The organism is Lactonifactor longoviformis DSM 17459, from assembly GCF_900129135.1.
In the GTDB taxonomy this organism is placed as follows: Bacteria; Bacillota; Clostridia; order Lachnospirales; family Lachnospiraceae; genus Lactonifactor; species Lactonifactor longoviformis.
This window is the reverse complement of sequence record NZ_FQVI01000007.1, coordinates 57,662-70,862: the sequence shown is the minus strand read 5'-3', so window position 1 is coordinate 70,862 and position 13,201 is coordinate 57,662. Positions and strand designations below refer to the sequence as shown.

The 13,201-nt window shown below is 45.5% G+C and carries 13 protein-coding genes; 3 read left to right on the top strand and 10 right to left on the bottom strand.

The genetic code is table 11. The features are described from left to right. Nucleotides 1–128: 128 nt before the first annotated feature. Nucleotides 129–1,058 carry a hypothetical protein gene (locus BUA56_RS08650; protein WP_072850944.1) on the top strand — a complete coding sequence of 310 codons (930 nt, stop codon included), beginning with the start codon at nucleotides 129–131 and terminating at the stop codon, nucleotides 1,056–1,058. Here the strand turns inward: BUA56_RS08650 and BUA56_RS08645 are convergent. Genes BUA56_RS08645 through BUA56_RS08630 form a run of 4 tightly spaced genes read right to left on the bottom strand, consistent with a single transcriptional unit; the run spans nucleotide 1,038 to nucleotide 3,181 of the window. Beyond that, the gene (locus BUA56_RS08645; protein WP_072850942.1) at nucleotides 1,038–1,676 is read right to left on the bottom strand and encodes an ATP synthase subunit B family protein; all 639 of its coding nucleotides are present in this window, start codon (nucleotides 1,674–1,676) and stop codon (nucleotides 1,038–1,040) included. The two genes, BUA56_RS08650 and BUA56_RS08645, sit on opposite strands and share 21 nt — an antisense overlap. A gap of 26 nt (nucleotides 1,677–1,702) precedes the next feature. Continuing rightward, nucleotides 1,703–2,188, bottom strand: a complete 486-nt coding sequence (coaD, locus tag BUA56_RS08640; RefSeq protein ID WP_072850940.1) for a pantetheine-phosphate adenylyltransferase — start codon at nucleotides 2,186–2,188, stop codon at nucleotides 1,703–1,705. Beyond that, entirely contained in the window at nucleotides 2,189–2,752 is a 564-nt protein-coding gene (rsmD, locus tag BUA56_RS08635) for a 16S rRNA (guanine(966)-N(2))-methyltransferase RsmD (protein WP_072850938.1), read from the bottom strand. Nucleotides 2,753–2,788: 36 nt separating this feature from the next. Next, nucleotides 2,789–3,181 (bottom strand): methylglyoxal synthase, encoded by a 393-nt coding sequence (locus tag BUA56_RS08630; RefSeq protein WP_072850936.1) that lies wholly within the window; start codon nucleotides 3,179–3,181, stop codon nucleotides 2,789–2,791. A gap of 211 nt (nucleotides 3,182–3,392) precedes the next feature. On the opposite strand from BUA56_RS08630, the gene BUA56_RS08625 reads away from it, so the two are divergent. Continuing rightward, nucleotides 3,393–3,635 (top strand): alpha/beta-type small acid-soluble spore protein, encoded by a 243-nt coding sequence (locus tag BUA56_RS08625; RefSeq protein WP_072850934.1) that lies wholly within the window; start codon nucleotides 3,393–3,395, stop codon nucleotides 3,633–3,635. A gap of 90 nt (nucleotides 3,636–3,725) precedes the next feature. Here the strand turns inward: BUA56_RS08625 and BUA56_RS08620 are convergent, their stop codons facing one another. From BUA56_RS08620 to BUA56_RS08595, 6 genes are all read right to left on the bottom strand, one after another. Beyond that, nucleotides 3,726–4,169: a DUF6465 family protein gene (locus tag BUA56_RS08620; protein WP_103711450.1), complete on the bottom strand. Its 444-nt coding sequence runs from the start codon at nucleotides 4,167–4,169 to the stop codon at nucleotides 3,726–3,728. Nucleotides 4,170–4,256: 87 nt separating this feature from the next. Beyond that, nucleotides 4,257–7,814, bottom strand: a complete 3,558-nt coding sequence (locus tag BUA56_RS08615; RefSeq protein WP_072850930.1) for an ABC transporter permease — start codon at nucleotides 7,812–7,814, stop codon at nucleotides 4,257–4,259. A gap of 7 nt (nucleotides 7,815–7,821) precedes the next feature. Further along, complete coding sequence (locus tag BUA56_RS08610) at nucleotides 7,822–8,526, bottom strand: ABC transporter ATP-binding protein (protein WP_072850928.1); 705 nt, start codon at nucleotides 8,524–8,526, stop codon at nucleotides 7,822–7,824. Between the two features lie 10 nt (nucleotides 8,527–8,536). Next, nucleotides 8,537–10,603, bottom strand: coding sequence for an ATP-dependent DNA helicase RecG (gene recG, locus BUA56_RS08605; protein WP_072850926.1), 2,067 nt, complete (start codon nucleotides 10,601–10,603; stop codon nucleotides 8,537–8,539). Nucleotides 10,604–10,700: 97 nt separating this feature from the next. Beyond that, nucleotides 10,701–12,356, bottom strand: coding sequence for a DAK2 domain-containing protein (locus BUA56_RS08600; protein WP_072850924.1), 1,656 nt, complete (start codon nucleotides 12,354–12,356; stop codon nucleotides 10,701–10,703). A 17-nt stretch (nucleotides 12,357–12,373) separates the two neighbouring features. Next, nucleotides 12,374–12,730 (bottom strand): Asp23/Gls24 family envelope stress response protein, encoded by a 357-nt coding sequence (locus tag BUA56_RS08595; RefSeq protein ID WP_072850922.1) that lies wholly within the window; start codon nucleotides 12,728–12,730, stop codon nucleotides 12,374–12,376. Between the two features lie 226 nt (nucleotides 12,731–12,956). Here BUA56_RS08595 and rpmB point away from each other — a divergent pair, with 226 nt between their 5' ends. Next, nucleotides 12,957–13,142, top strand: coding sequence for a 50S ribosomal protein L28 (rpmB, locus tag BUA56_RS08590; RefSeq protein ID WP_072850920.1), 186 nt, complete (start codon nucleotides 12,957–12,959; stop codon nucleotides 13,140–13,142). The last annotated feature ends 59 nt before the right edge of the window (nucleotides 13,143–13,201 follow it).

Here is a 13,201-nt window from a genome sequence, read left to right as displayed (position 1 = left end):
TCTTTCTACATTGTGTCACAGGCAAATAAAAATAGCAAGCCCCCGCCGCGAGATTTCTTAAGTTTAAACCTATTTTTCCCTCTCTCCTCATATACTAAGAGAAAGACAATTTCCTGCTGGAGACATAAATGAAAAAACGCTGGTATCTTCCTCCCCTGCTTTTACTTTTGTCCTTTCTCCTGTTTTGTCCGGAAATAGCATTTGCAGCTTCAAAAAGGGGACTTCTTCTATGGTTTCAGAGCCTTCTCCCCTCACTTCTGCCTTTTATGATCCTGTCCAATATTCTGATTAAAACGAATGTCCTGGAAAAATGGATTGCTCTGCCGAAAAAGCTTTGGAATTTCCTGTTCGGACTCTCCCCCAACGGAGCTTACGCCCTCCTCCTGGGGGTGTTCTGCGGTTATCCCATGGGGGCAAAGGTTACGGCAGATCTGTACGGCAGCGGAAAGATCAGCCGGGAAGAAGCCTGCTATCTTCTAACCTTCTCAAATCATCCGGGACCCATGTTTGTATCCTCCTTTCTTCTCCTGGAAACCCTCCACAGAGAGGAGTACATAGGGTTAAGCTTTCTGATCCTTTACACCGGCAGCTTTATCACTTCTCTGCTCTTCCGATCCGGATACAAAAAAAAGAAAAGCCACCTGACAGATCACAAAAAAGAGGTATCCCGGCGTCCTCCTCTAGGAGTTATCATAGATACCTCTATTATGAATGGATTTGAAGGAATTACAAAGCTTGGGGGATATATTATCCTCTTCTCTGTATGCAGCGGAATGATACAGACCTGCACCTTTTTACCGGCACCCCTTCGGTATGCCCTGCTGGGGATCACAGAAATCTCCACCGGTACCGCTGCCATCGCTCAGACCGCCTGCCCTTTTTTTCTCAAATACGCAATTATCATGGCTCTTACCTCCTTCGGAGGCCTATGTATTATGGCCCAGACAAAATCCATGATAAATGAGACATCTCTGCCTCTGATGCCTTATGTGAAAGGAAAGCTGTGCAGTCTTGCAATCACCTTCCTTTTGGCTCTATTAATCGTCCAAATCGTCTAAATCATCCAGATCATCCAGTCCTTCTACTTCCATGTCGTCATCCAAAGCTGCTGACGAAACAGAGGTGGAAGCCTGTGCTACCTGGGGTGCAAGCTCATTGCGGTTTTTATTCACAACCTCGTAGCAGCTCTGAAGAGACTGTACGAAAGAATTATATTTTACAGCCACATCCTCCAGTGCACCGCTCATAATCTGTCCCAGATTTGCCAGCATATCATCGGTGTAGGAGATTGCGCTCAAGCGGATGCTGTTGGCATCACTGGTTGCAGAATCCAGAATCTCCTGTGCCTGACGGTTCGCATTGTTGATGGTCTCATTCGCCTGGGCATACGCCTGCTGCATTACCTCAGACTGGCTTACCATCTCCTGGGTCTGAGCCTTTGCCTCTGCAATCAGTCCCTCTGCCTTCGCCTGGGCATCTGCAAGAATAGCGTCTTTATTGCTGATAATCTTCTGATATCTCTTAATCTCGTCCGGTGTCTTCAGGCGAAGTTCTCTTAAAAGGTCTTCCAGTTCTTCTTTATTTACCACAATCTTAGTTGTAGATAACGGCTGAAATTTACAGGTTTCTACGTATTCTTCGATCTCTTCAATGATTTGTTCAATTCTGCTGCTCATTTTTTACACTCCTTATTGTACATTAATTATTTTATCCCTTGAAACTTTTCTTTCACTTTTTCAACTGCATAGGGGGGTAAAAATTCGGAGATATCAGCGCCAAAACTTGCCGCTTCCTTAACGGTAGAGGAACTCAGATATGCATATTCCAGACTGGTGGTAAGGAACATAGTATCAATATCCTTGTCCAGAATCCTGTTTGTCTGTGCCAGCTGCAGCTCGTACTCAAAATCTGTAATAGCCCGCAGGCCTCTTACGATCACTTTCGCATTGCACTCCTTCGCAAAGTTCACAGACAACCCGCTAAAGGACTTAATCTTCAAATTTGGTATATCCTCCGTCACCTTCTTAAGTATATTAACACGTTCTTCTGCAGAAAACAACGGACTTTTTGCAGAATTATTCAAAACGCCGACAATTACTTCGTCAAAAAGCCTGGTTGCGCGGTGTATAATATCCAGATGACCAAATGTTACCGGATCAAAACTTCCCGGATAAATTGCTATTGCCATTTACTTTTTCTCCTTGTACCTTTTTATAAAGACGTGGGTATTCGTTTTATACTTCTTTTGTTTGACTATGGCATATCCCATTTCTTTCAGATATGAGAAATCTGTAGAAAGAGATGCTTCTATTATAAACAGCGTATGCTCTGAGACAAAGGATTTGTCCCGGCATACTGACAGCACTTCTTTTTCCAACTCCATATCGTAGGGAGGATCCATAAAAATACAGTCAAAAGCTTCTTCCTGTTCCAGCTGCCCCAGCCCTGTAACCACATCAGTATGCATTACCCTGCTTCTTTCCTTTAGCCTTGTAAAGGCAAGATTCTCCTCTATACAGGCGTATGCCTTACGATTTTTCTCAATAAACACACAAAAAGCAGCCCCTCTGCTCAAGGCTTCAATCCCAATGGCCCCGCTGCCTGCAAACAGATCCAGAAATCTGCAGTCTGGGATTTCAGGCTGCAGAACATTAAACAAAGTTTCCTTTGTCCTGTCTGTTGTAGGCCGGGTATCCATACCGGGCACTGTCTTAAGCGGAAGGCTTCTCGCTGTTCCTGCTATGACTCTCATATTGTATCTTCCTGTCTTTCTTTCGCCCAAGCGAATTTAAACTTGTGTCCGCCAGTCCAAATCACCTCTGGCCAGTCCCAGAATCAGAGATTCTGCCGTTGCTATATTAGAAGCTACGGGTATGTTGTACTGGTCACAGCATCTGGTTATCTGATATACATCCGGCTCCTTGGGATCGATCATGGAAGGATTGTAAAAGAATATCACCATGTCGATATCTCCCCGCTCTATCATCTCCGTAAACTGCTTGTCGCCTCCCATACTTCCCGGAAGGAACTTATGGACATGCAGATTCGTCACTTCTTCGATTCTTCTTCCTGTAGTTCCCGTAGCGAATATCTCATGCTTTGCCAGTATATTCTTATAGGCGATGCAAAAATCTTCAATTAACGCTTTTTTGCTGTTGTGAGCAATTATTCCTACATTCATATTGTTATCATTCCCTTGATTTTCTACGTTTTCTCAATCATTATAACAAATAACTAAATAAATCGCAAACTTTTTTCTGAATTTATGCGAAATTAATAAATCTCTCAAATTTTGCTAATTCTAGCAAGAACTTCTAGTGTAAAAATAAACATTTTTCACATACTATCCTTGTAACAAAAAACAAAAAAAGATTTCAAGGAGGCAATTTATTATGGCAAATCGTTCTTCTAATACCGCAGCAGTACCAGAAGCAAAAGGAGCTTTAGACCGTTTCAAATTCGAAGTAGCTAACGAATTAGGAGTACCTCTTACAGATGGTTACAACGGTAACTTAACATCCAAACAGAATGGTTCTGTTGGTGGATATATGGTTAAAAAGATGATCGAAGCTCAGGAAAGACAGATGTCCGGTACAGGCATGTCTGGTTCAAACATGAGCGGAACTCAGTTCTAAAACTCATCAAACAAAAAAGGTAATCATTTACCAAAAGAAAAGAGAGGCTTTCCCGTGGGACAGTCTCTCTTTTTCCTTTTTCGTTTCTGATTACAGATCGATACTGCCTGTAACCTCCTGGTTGATTACGTAATAAACAGTATATTCTTCTGGCTTTACATATAATTTCAGATCCGTAAGGTCTTTTTCCTTCTTGCCCAACTCTTTAGTCCAGATTTCTTTTACTCTCGCTGCCAGATCCTTTGTCAGAATCTCCTTGCCCCCAAACTGCAAATAGATGCTTTCCTCAACCGCCGGCGCCTTTTTCTCAGCTGGCTTCTTCGCTGCCGGTTTTGCAGCAGGCTTCCTGGCCGCCGGTTTTTTAGCCTCAGTCTTTTTGGCGGCTGGTTTCTTTGTTTCCACCGGTACTTTCACTTCTTCTGCTGTCTTTGCCTCTGCAGCTGTCTTTGCCCCTGCAGCTGCTGCGGTCGTTTTCACTTCTGGTTTGGCAGCTGGTGCCGCTGCTTTCGTGATAGTTGATTGTTTCGTTGGCATAATAATTCCTCCTCACCATCTTTTCTGACCTGTTCAATAAATTTCTTTCTCATAATAAACCTATTCTGCGAATTTTTCAAGTATTTCCTACTCCACACTCTTCATCGACTCCACCATGTTTATTTTTTTCAATTTAAAATGCATAGCAAAATTCACAAGAAATGAAAAGAAAAATGTTAGGATAATGCTGAATATAAAACTCTTTGGTTCGATATTTCTGCCAAACATCATTATGTCTATTTCTGCAGTCAAAATCACGAAATAATGCAGCATTCGTCCGAAAATAACACCTACTATACTCCCGATCAGGGTCAGCCATATATTTTCCCTGATCATATAGCTCGAGACTTCCATGTCATAAAATCCCAGCACCTTCAGGGTGGCCAGTTCCCTCTTTCTCTCACTTAAATTGATCGTATTGAGATTATACAAAACGATAAAGGCCAGCATTCCTGCAGATATTACCAGCACATAGATTACGGTATCCATACTCTTAAGCATATCCGCAATCCTGTCCGCCAAACCGGAGAGGAATGAGATTTCCGTCACTTGTTCTTCTTCCATATAACGTCTCTGGAATTCCTCCTCAAACTTCCCGCTGTCGGAACTATTTATGGTATAGATCTGGTGGAACTCAGGTTCTTCCTGATAAATTTTTTCATATAAAGCAGGTGTAATATATACATAATGATAGAAATAATTTTCCGTTATATGACTTACCTTTACATTCAGCTTGTGAGTCTCATCCTTTTTCAGATAGATCTCATCACCAGCTTTCACATCCAGTAATTTTGCAAGCTTCTCTGTTATGATCACTCCGTCGTCGGTGAGTTCATAGGGTGTTTTTGTCAGTCTGTCCCTAAGGCTGATAAATTCTGTCAGACGGCCGGGATCCTGAGGGATTACCATATAAGAACTTTTTTCCGTTCCTTTGCGTCCCACATCCACTGACGTCTCACACACGGAAAGAGAGTTCTTTATTTCTTTGTCATTCTTTACAATTTCCAGTAGCTGATTCTCCTCTTCCTCTGTAACGTCATCCTTCATAGCAATACTGGCACTGTAATTGCGGATACTGCCAAACTGAAGCGTCCCGATGGACTTAATAGAATCCTTCAGCCCAAAGCCTACCAGAAGAAGCCCCATGCATCCTCCGATTCCCAAAACTGTCATAAAAAATCTTTTTTTATACCGGAACAAATTCCGAATGGTAGACTTGTTAGTAAAGTTCAGGTGGCGCCATAGAATCCCGATCCGTTCCAGAAGTACTCTTTTCCCGATTTTAGGTGCTGCCGGCCGCATCAGCTCTGCCGGGCAGGCGTTCAGTTCCTTGTAGCAGGCAAACACAGTAGCTGCCACCGTACAGAAAATCGCAGCGGCAGTAGAGGACAGCGAGTAAGACAGATGCAGCGGGTTCAGGATCTGCGGCAGATTGGTATACAAAATTCCATAGGCATTAATAATTACTACCGGAAGCAGTTTCTGTCCCAGCACCAGCCCTGTCAGGCTTCCCAGCATAGTGGCCGTAAAGGCATAGCAGATATACTTAGCCGCTATGGAAAACTTCCCATATCCAAGGGCCTTTAGAGTACCAATCTGAATTCTTTCTTCCTCAACCATACGTGTCATTGACGTAAGACAGATGAGGGCGGCAACCAGAAAGAAAATTACCGGGAATACTTTTCCGATTGCCTCAATTCTCTGGGAATCCTGATGATATTCCACATAAGATTCTATGTAATTCCTGTCTAAAACATACCACTCCGGAAGCTCCAGTTCCTGAAGCTCCTTCTCTGCATCCTGAATCTTAACCTTGGCATCGGCAATCTCAGGCTCGGCTTCCTCCCGCGCCTCCTCGTATTCCTGCTTTCCGTCCCAAAATTCCTGTTCTTTATCCTGAAGCTCCTTTTTGGCGTCCTCCAGCTGATCTACTCCATCCTGCCACTCTTTTCCGGCATCGTACAGCTTTTGTTTCCCATCCTGCCACTCGGCTTCTTTTTCCTCCAGAAGCGCTGCCTGCGCAGACAGCTCCTCCCATCCCGCATTTAATTGAGACTGGCCATCCTCCAGCTCTGCCCTGGCAGCTTCCAGCTGTTCAAAGCCGCCGTCCAGCTCTGCCTTTCCCTCTTCCAGCTCTTTTTTAGATGCTAAGAGCTGCTGCCTGGCAGCAGTTTCGTTCTCTTCGATAATCTTTTTGTTCTTTTCCAGCTCTCCGCGGGGATCCGCAAATTGATTTTCAATGACTTTCACAGCCTCGGCAACAGCGCTCTCCTGAGCAGCAGATATAGCTGCCGCAAGTTGGGCGTCTGCCTCCTCCTGCGTCATAAGTCCGGCTTCCACCGCCGCTTTCAGACTCTCCTCCATGGCGGCTCTTACGCCTTGTTCCGCCTGCTGCCTGGCCTCCTGCTCCGCCTGCTCCCTGGCCGAAGCCCAGGCCCCGTCCAGGGCAGCTTTTCCCTCGTTCCACTCTTTCCAGGCGGCTGCAATTTGTTCTTCGGTCTTTGCTTCGCCCTCTTTATACAGCGCCAGACCTGACTCGTACTCCTGCTGCTTTTCCTTCAGTGTCTGTTCGTTGGCCTCAATCTGCTCCCAGCCGCTGTCTATCTCCTGCTGCTTCTCCTCCAGCTGTTCTTTGGCATCTGCTATCTGGACATATCCGTCGTCTATCTGGCTGCGCCCGTCCTGAAGAACTGCTTCATTGTCGTCCAACTCTTTTTTTCCGTCTGCCAGCTTCTGCTCATTCTCCGCAATTTCTTTTTTTCCGTCCTCCAGCTTTACCTGGCCGTCCTCCAGTTCTTTGGCCGCATCTTCCAGCTTTTGTTCATTGTCAGCAATCTCTTTTTTAGCATCCGCAATCTTGTCCCGGCCCTCCTCCTGTATTCCGTCATAACGCGCCTGGCATCTGTCCTCAGAGATATCCTCCAGCCGATCCTGCACCTTTCCCACCAAATTCTCATAGGCGTCTGAGGTGTCCAGAAGCTCCCTGGCGCCTGTAACTGTCAGACAAAGTTCGGTATACGCCTCAATCGCAAAACAATCTTTGGGAAGAAAAATAAAGCTGTTCAGGTTGCCGTTGCCAATCTTTGTGGTTCCCCGATCCAGGCTCAGATAATAGGGAATACTACCGCTGCCTACAATCTTATAAGAAGTCTCTTTCACCGTGTCTTTGATATCGTCCTCTGTCCCCGAGGCAACCTTAATGGTGTCACCAATCTCATATCCTGTATTTGTAATAAACTTTGTATCTACCAGACACTCCTGATTATTCTCCGGCAGCCTGCCCTCTGCTATCTGTATCTCATTCATAGATTCAGGCATAGACATAAGACGTACTACAATCTGGGCATCTTCCAGATCACATAGTACGTCTGCTGAGTAACCGCCTTCTGCGCTGCTTACACCTTCTATGCCGCGGACAGCATTCACGTCCTCATCGGTAAGTCCAAGACTGCTCAGAATCCGCATATCCATAAAATTGCTGTCGTCATAAAACTTATCCGCCGACAGATTCATATCCGGACTCGCAGCACGGATACCGGAGAAAAAGGCAACTCCCAGAACCACGATAAGAAGTATGGAAAAAAAGCGGTTCTTTGTTTTTCTCAGTTCCACAAAAAAGTCTTTTTTCAGGGCATTATGCTTCACTACATCACTACCATTCTATCTCTTCTACGGGCATGGGATTCGGATTCTCCGTCATACTGCTCACACGTCCGTTCTTGATTTTTATTACTCTGTCAGCCATAGGGGTAATGGCCTGGTTATGGGTTATCACAATCACTGTCATCTTTTTTTCTCTGCAGGTGTCCTGGAGCAGTTTCAGGATTGCTTTTCCTGTCTGATAGTCCAGAGCTCCTGTGGGCTCGTCACAGAGCAGCAGCTTTGGATTCTTGGCCAGCGCCCGGGCAATGGCCACTCGCTGCTGCTCCCCTCCCGAAAGCTGGGCCGGAAAATTCTGCATTCTCTCTTTCAATCCTACATCGCAGAGGGCATCCTCGGCATTGAGTGGATCCCTGCAGATTTGGATTGCCAGCTCTACATTCTCCAGAGCCGTCAGATTCTGGATCAGGTTATAGAATTGAAATACAAAGCCGATCGCCTCCCGACGGTATTCTATTAGTTTTTTTCCTCTGAATTTGCTGATGTCTGTGCCGTCCACCAGGACAGCACCTTCATCACAGGTATCCATTCCGCCCAGAATATTGAGTACCGTTGTCTTTCCCGCACCGCTGGGACCCACAATAACCACAAATTCCCCTTCCCGTATATAGAAAGACACGCCGTCCACAGCATGAATGGTAACCTCTCCCATCCGATAGGATTTTTTTACGTTGTCCAGTCTTACAATTTCCTTCATACACACCGCCTTACAGCCCCAGCGTCTCTGCCTGAGACTTCATATATTTCTCCAATTCCTCTCTCAGAGGCCTGTGCTGTTCCAGGGCAAGCTCCGGATCCAGGGCCAGAATTCCCCCTGCCGCCTCGCTGGCCTCCTTTAGTATATTTGCATCCTGATAAACATCTGCGATCTTAAACTCCATACTACCGCTCTGACGGACTCCGAACAAATCTCCCGGTCCCCGCAGGCGAAGGTCCTCTCCTGCAATAAAAAAACCGTCATTGGATTTCTCCAGAATCTCCAGCCGTTTCTGAATCTCTTCCCCTGCATCGTTGTGCATGAAAATGCAGTAAGACTGCACATCTCCCCGTCCCACTCTGCCCCGCAGCTGGTGGAGCTGTGCCAGGCCGAACCTCTCTGCATTCTCAACCATCATAACCACTGCATTAGGGACATTCACTCCCACCTCTATGACAGTGGTGGACACCAGAACCTGGATTTTATTCTCTGCAAAGGCCTCCATAATCTGATTCTTTTTTGCCGGCTTCATTCGTCCATGAAGTGATTCTACCACAATCTGGGAAGGAAAAACAGTCTTTAATCGGTTTGTATAATCAAGAACATTTTCCGCCTCCATCCCTTCGCTTTCCTCCACCATGGGACAGATGATATACACCTGGTGTCCGGCCTCTATCTGACGCTGCATAAAAGCATAGGCTTTCGGCCGATAACTGGTATCCACCACACAATTTTTTATAGGAAGACGCTTTGCCGGCAGTTCATCGATCACGGAAATATCCAAATCCCCGTACAAAATAATCGCCAGAGTCCTGGGAATAGGGGTTGCACTCATTACCAGCACATGAGGACTTCCGCCTTTCTTAGACAGTATTTCCCTTTGCTGTACCCCAAACCTATGCTGCTCATCCGTAATCACCAGAGCTATGTTCTGGTATACTACCTTTTCCTGGATCAGCGCATGAGTGCCCACAATCATCTTAGCCTTTCCTTCCGCAATCATTGCATATGCCTCTCTTTTCTCCTTTGCGGTAGAGGAACCTGTCAGAAGAATAGGTTCTAAGCCTGTCAGTTTGCTGTCCTTAATCAGCCTTCTCAGCCCCTCCCAGTGCTGTCTGGCCAGCACCTCCGTGGGGACCATCAGCGCACTCTGGTATCCGTTTGTCCCGGCCAGAATCATGGCCAGAAATGCGAGGATTGTTTTTCCGGATCCCACATCTCCCTGTACCAGACGGTTCATAAGGGTATGACCGGTCATATCCCTCTCTATCTCATGCCACACCTGCGTCTGGGCATTGGTCAGACGGTAAGGAAGCTGTTCTATTACTTTTTCTGTCTCCCATACCGGCTTCATATCAAACAGATTCTTCTCCTCTGTCTTTTTTTCCTTCAGAAGCTGAATCCCCAGAATAAAGAAAAGGAATTCGTCAAAGGCAAGCCGGCGCCGTCCCAAAACCATGGACTCCTGGTTTTCCGGAAAATGGATCTGGGAGACCGCAAAATTATACTCCGACAGGCGATATGCATTTCTTACTTCTTCCGGCAGGTATTCCGCAGCCAGCTCCTTCTGCTCCAAAACCTGGCGGATCATTTTAACCAACAATTTGTTTGTGATGCCAGCTGTAAGGCTATAGACAGGCTGCAGGCCGTTCTGCAGCTTTTCATACTCCTCCCGGGTAAAGATCTGAGGGTGTTCCATAACCATTCTATGTCTTTTTTCCGCTACCTTTCCTCTGAATATATAAGCCCCGCCTCTTTTCAGCACATTTCTCAGAAAAGGCATATGAAACCAGATGAGCTGCAAGGCTTCTCCCCGGTCCGTCAGGACAGTCGATACTATGGTACTTTTCCCTGCAATTTTCACATCCACATTTCCCGTAATCCTTGCCGCAACTGCTGCTTTCCCGGCTCCTTTTTCCACCGCTTCCTTTACGGTCACCGGTTCCGTATATCTGTCATATTCCCGTGGGTAATAGTGCAGCAAATCCCCAACTGTATAAATTCCAAGCTTCTGAAACAGCTTTTCAGTCTTGTCCCCTACTCCTTTCAGAGAACGAAGAGGTGCACTTTCTTCCATATATCCCTTCCACCTTTTATGTAATATTAGAAAAACTGTGAAAGAAAGGTGCTGCCCCGGCCCACTTCGCCAGGCAACACCCTTCCTTTTCTCTCCTTTATTCTACTGATACAATATAATAATAGATTGGCTGTCCGCCCTGATTGACCTCCACATCAAAGTCCGGGTACTTATCTTCCAGTCTGGACGCCAGTTCCTCCGCATCCTCTTCCGAAACCTCTTCCCCATAGTAGATACTTATGATCTCCGATTCTTCGTCCACCATCTCTTCCACCATATGCAGAGTTACCTGTTCAATCTCTTTTCCCACAGAGAGAATCTTATGATCTCCGATTCCCATAATATCCCCCTGGGATATTTCTTTGTCATCAATATGGGTATCCCTAACCGCATAGGTTACCTGTCCTGTTTTTACATTCTTGATTTCTTCTGCCATTGCCTCTGCATTTTCTTCCGGGCTTCTGTCCGGAACGTAATTGATAAGTGCAGTAATTCCCTGAGGCATGGTTTTTGTGGGAATTACATAGATATTTTTATCCTCTGTCAGATCTCTGGCCTGATTTGCCGCCAGAATAATATTCTTATTGTTCGGGAATATAAAAATATTTTTCGCCGGGACACGTGAAATTGCGTTCAGCATATCCTCTGTACTGGGGTTCATGGTCTGTCCCCCTTCAATCAGATAGTCTGCCCCCAGTTCTTTAAAGATCTCACACATACCTTCACCTACAGATACAGAGATGAATCCCACTTCCTTCTCCGGCACTGTCTCTTCCCCGGCCTGCTCTGCGGCAAGCTTTTCCGCATCCTTTATCAGCTTCTCCTGATGTTCTTCCCGCATATTGTCAATCTTAATACGAGAGAGGGAACCATAGGTCAAAGCCTTGGAAATTGCAAGTCCAGGATCATTGGTATGTACATGGATCTTGACAATTTCATCGTCAGCCACGACCACCAGTGAATCACCGATTGACATCAGATATTCTTTTATCTTGGAAACCTCATGCTCCGAAAGTTCTTCCTTCAATACAATGATAAATTCTGTACAATATCCGAACTTAATATCTGCTTCCGCCTGAGGAGAGATTCGGGTCAGCTTCTGCCCCGTGGGAGCCTCAAAGCTATAGTCGATTTCTTTTCCCAGGAACCCGTCGTAGGCCCCCTTCAGCACTTCTAAAAGCCCCTGTCCTCCGGAATCAACGACACCTGCCTCTTTCAGCACGGGAAGCATCTCCGGGGTCTGAGAGAGGACATATTCCGCATGGTCAATAATCTCCCTGAAAAATGCATCCAGATCCTCCATCTCCTCAGCCAGTTCCAGGGCACGGGTTGCCGCTCCTTTTGCCACAGTAAGTATCGTCCCCTCCTTCGGCTTCATAACTGCCTTGTAGGCAGTCTCAACACCTTTTTCAAAAGCGTCGGCAAATTTCTGTGCATCCAGTTTCTCATAATGAGCGATTCCTTTTGTAAATCCCCGCAGCAGCTGGGAGAGAATAACACCGGAATTGCCTCTGGCACCTCTGAGAGAGCCGGACGATATGGCTTTTGCCAGGGAATCCATAGTTATTTTATCCAGCTGGCTGACTTCTGTCGCTGCAGACATAATGGTCAGGGTCATATTCGTTCCCGTATCCCCGTCCGGCACTGGAAATACATTCAGTTCATTAATCCACTCTTTTTTTGCCTCCAGATTCTTTGCTCCTGCCAGGAACATCTTAGCCAGGACGCCTGCATCTATGGTCTTTGTACTCACAACAAGTTCCTCCTTAATTAATCAATTACTCGTACGCCTTCCACAAGGATATTGATCTTCTCAATCTCCATGCCGGTAAAGGCTTCTACTTTATATTTCACGTTGCTGATTAGATTGTCGGACACTGCGGAAATACTAACACCATATGCCACAATTACGTGAAAATCCAACTCTATCTTATTGTCACTGATCGTCACATTGATTCCGTGCTTTAAGCTGTCCTTTTTCAAAAGCTTAACGAGCCCGTCTTTCATGCTGACAGCAGCCATTCCTACGATACCAAAACACTCAACGGCAACACTTCCCGCGTACGTAGCAATCACATCTGTATCAATAACTATTTTGCCCAATCCTGTATCAATACAACCATTCATACCGGACACCTCCACTATATTATTCAAAATCCGTTTCTGTGCCAAGACGCCAGTCTTCCGGATCATGTTAGTATTATAACCTGTTTTATACAAAAATGAAATAATAATTTGAATTTTTTATATTTTTACTTGCAAAAAGTGCCACCATCTGTTAAAATAACTATTGTTGTGAGTCTGTAGTAATAGGGTATATCAGACTTATTTTATATGTCAAGGAGGTGCTATCATGGCAAAGTGTGCTATTTGTGAAAAGGGCGCTCATTTCGGAAACAGTGTGAGCCATTCCCATAGACGTTCTAATAAAATGTGGAAATCAAACATCAAATCTGTAAGAGTGAATGTGAACGGTGCTTCAAAGAAGATGTATGTTTGTACTTCTTGCCTGAAGTCCGGTAAAGTTGAAAGAGCGTAATGCAAGGAAATAAAAAACCATCGCGGTTGGCGGTGGTTTTTTTATTTTCCACTATCTGC

Excerpts from the sequence above, each read along its gene's own strand:
- recG (WP_072850926.1), bottom strand. The coding sequence starts at position 10,603 with ATGGAAGAAAGTGCACCTCTTCGTTCTCTGAAAGGAGTAGGGGACAAG.
- coaD (WP_072850940.1), bottom strand. The coding sequence starts at position 2,188 with ATGGCAATAGCAATTTATCCGGGAAGTTTTGATCCGGTAACATTTGGT.
- rsmD (WP_072850938.1), bottom strand. The coding sequence starts at position 2,752 with ATGAGAGTCATAGCAGGAACAGCGAGAAGCCTTCCGCTTAAGACAGTG.
- rpmB (WP_072850920.1), top strand. The coding sequence starts at position 12,957 with ATGGCAAAGTGTGCTATTTGTGAAAAGGGCGCTCATTTCGGAAACAGT.
- BUA56_RS08650 (WP_072850944.1), top strand. The coding sequence starts at position 129 with ATGAAAAAACGCTGGTATCTTCCTCCCCTGCTTTTACTTTTGTCCTTT.
- BUA56_RS08625 (WP_072850934.1), top strand. The coding sequence starts at position 3,393 with ATGGCAAATCGTTCTTCTAATACCGCAGCAGTACCAGAAGCAAAAGGA.
- BUA56_RS08610 (WP_072850928.1), bottom strand. The coding sequence starts at position 8,526 with ATGAAGGAAATTGTAAGACTGGACAACGTAAAAAAATCCTATCGGATG.
- BUA56_RS08595 (WP_072850922.1), bottom strand. The coding sequence starts at position 12,730 with ATGAATGGTTGTATTGATACAGGATTGGGCAAAATAGTTATTGATACA.
- BUA56_RS08620 (WP_103711450.1), bottom strand. The coding sequence starts at position 4,169 with ATGCCAACGAAACAATCAACTATCACGAAAGCAGCGGCACCAGCTGCC.
- BUA56_RS08645 (WP_072850942.1), bottom strand. The coding sequence starts at position 1,676 with ATGAGCAGCAGAATTGAACAAATCATTGAAGAGATCGAAGAATACGTA.
- BUA56_RS08630 (WP_072850936.1), bottom strand. The coding sequence starts at position 3,181 with ATGAATGTAGGAATAATTGCTCACAACAGCAAAAAAGCGTTAATTGAA.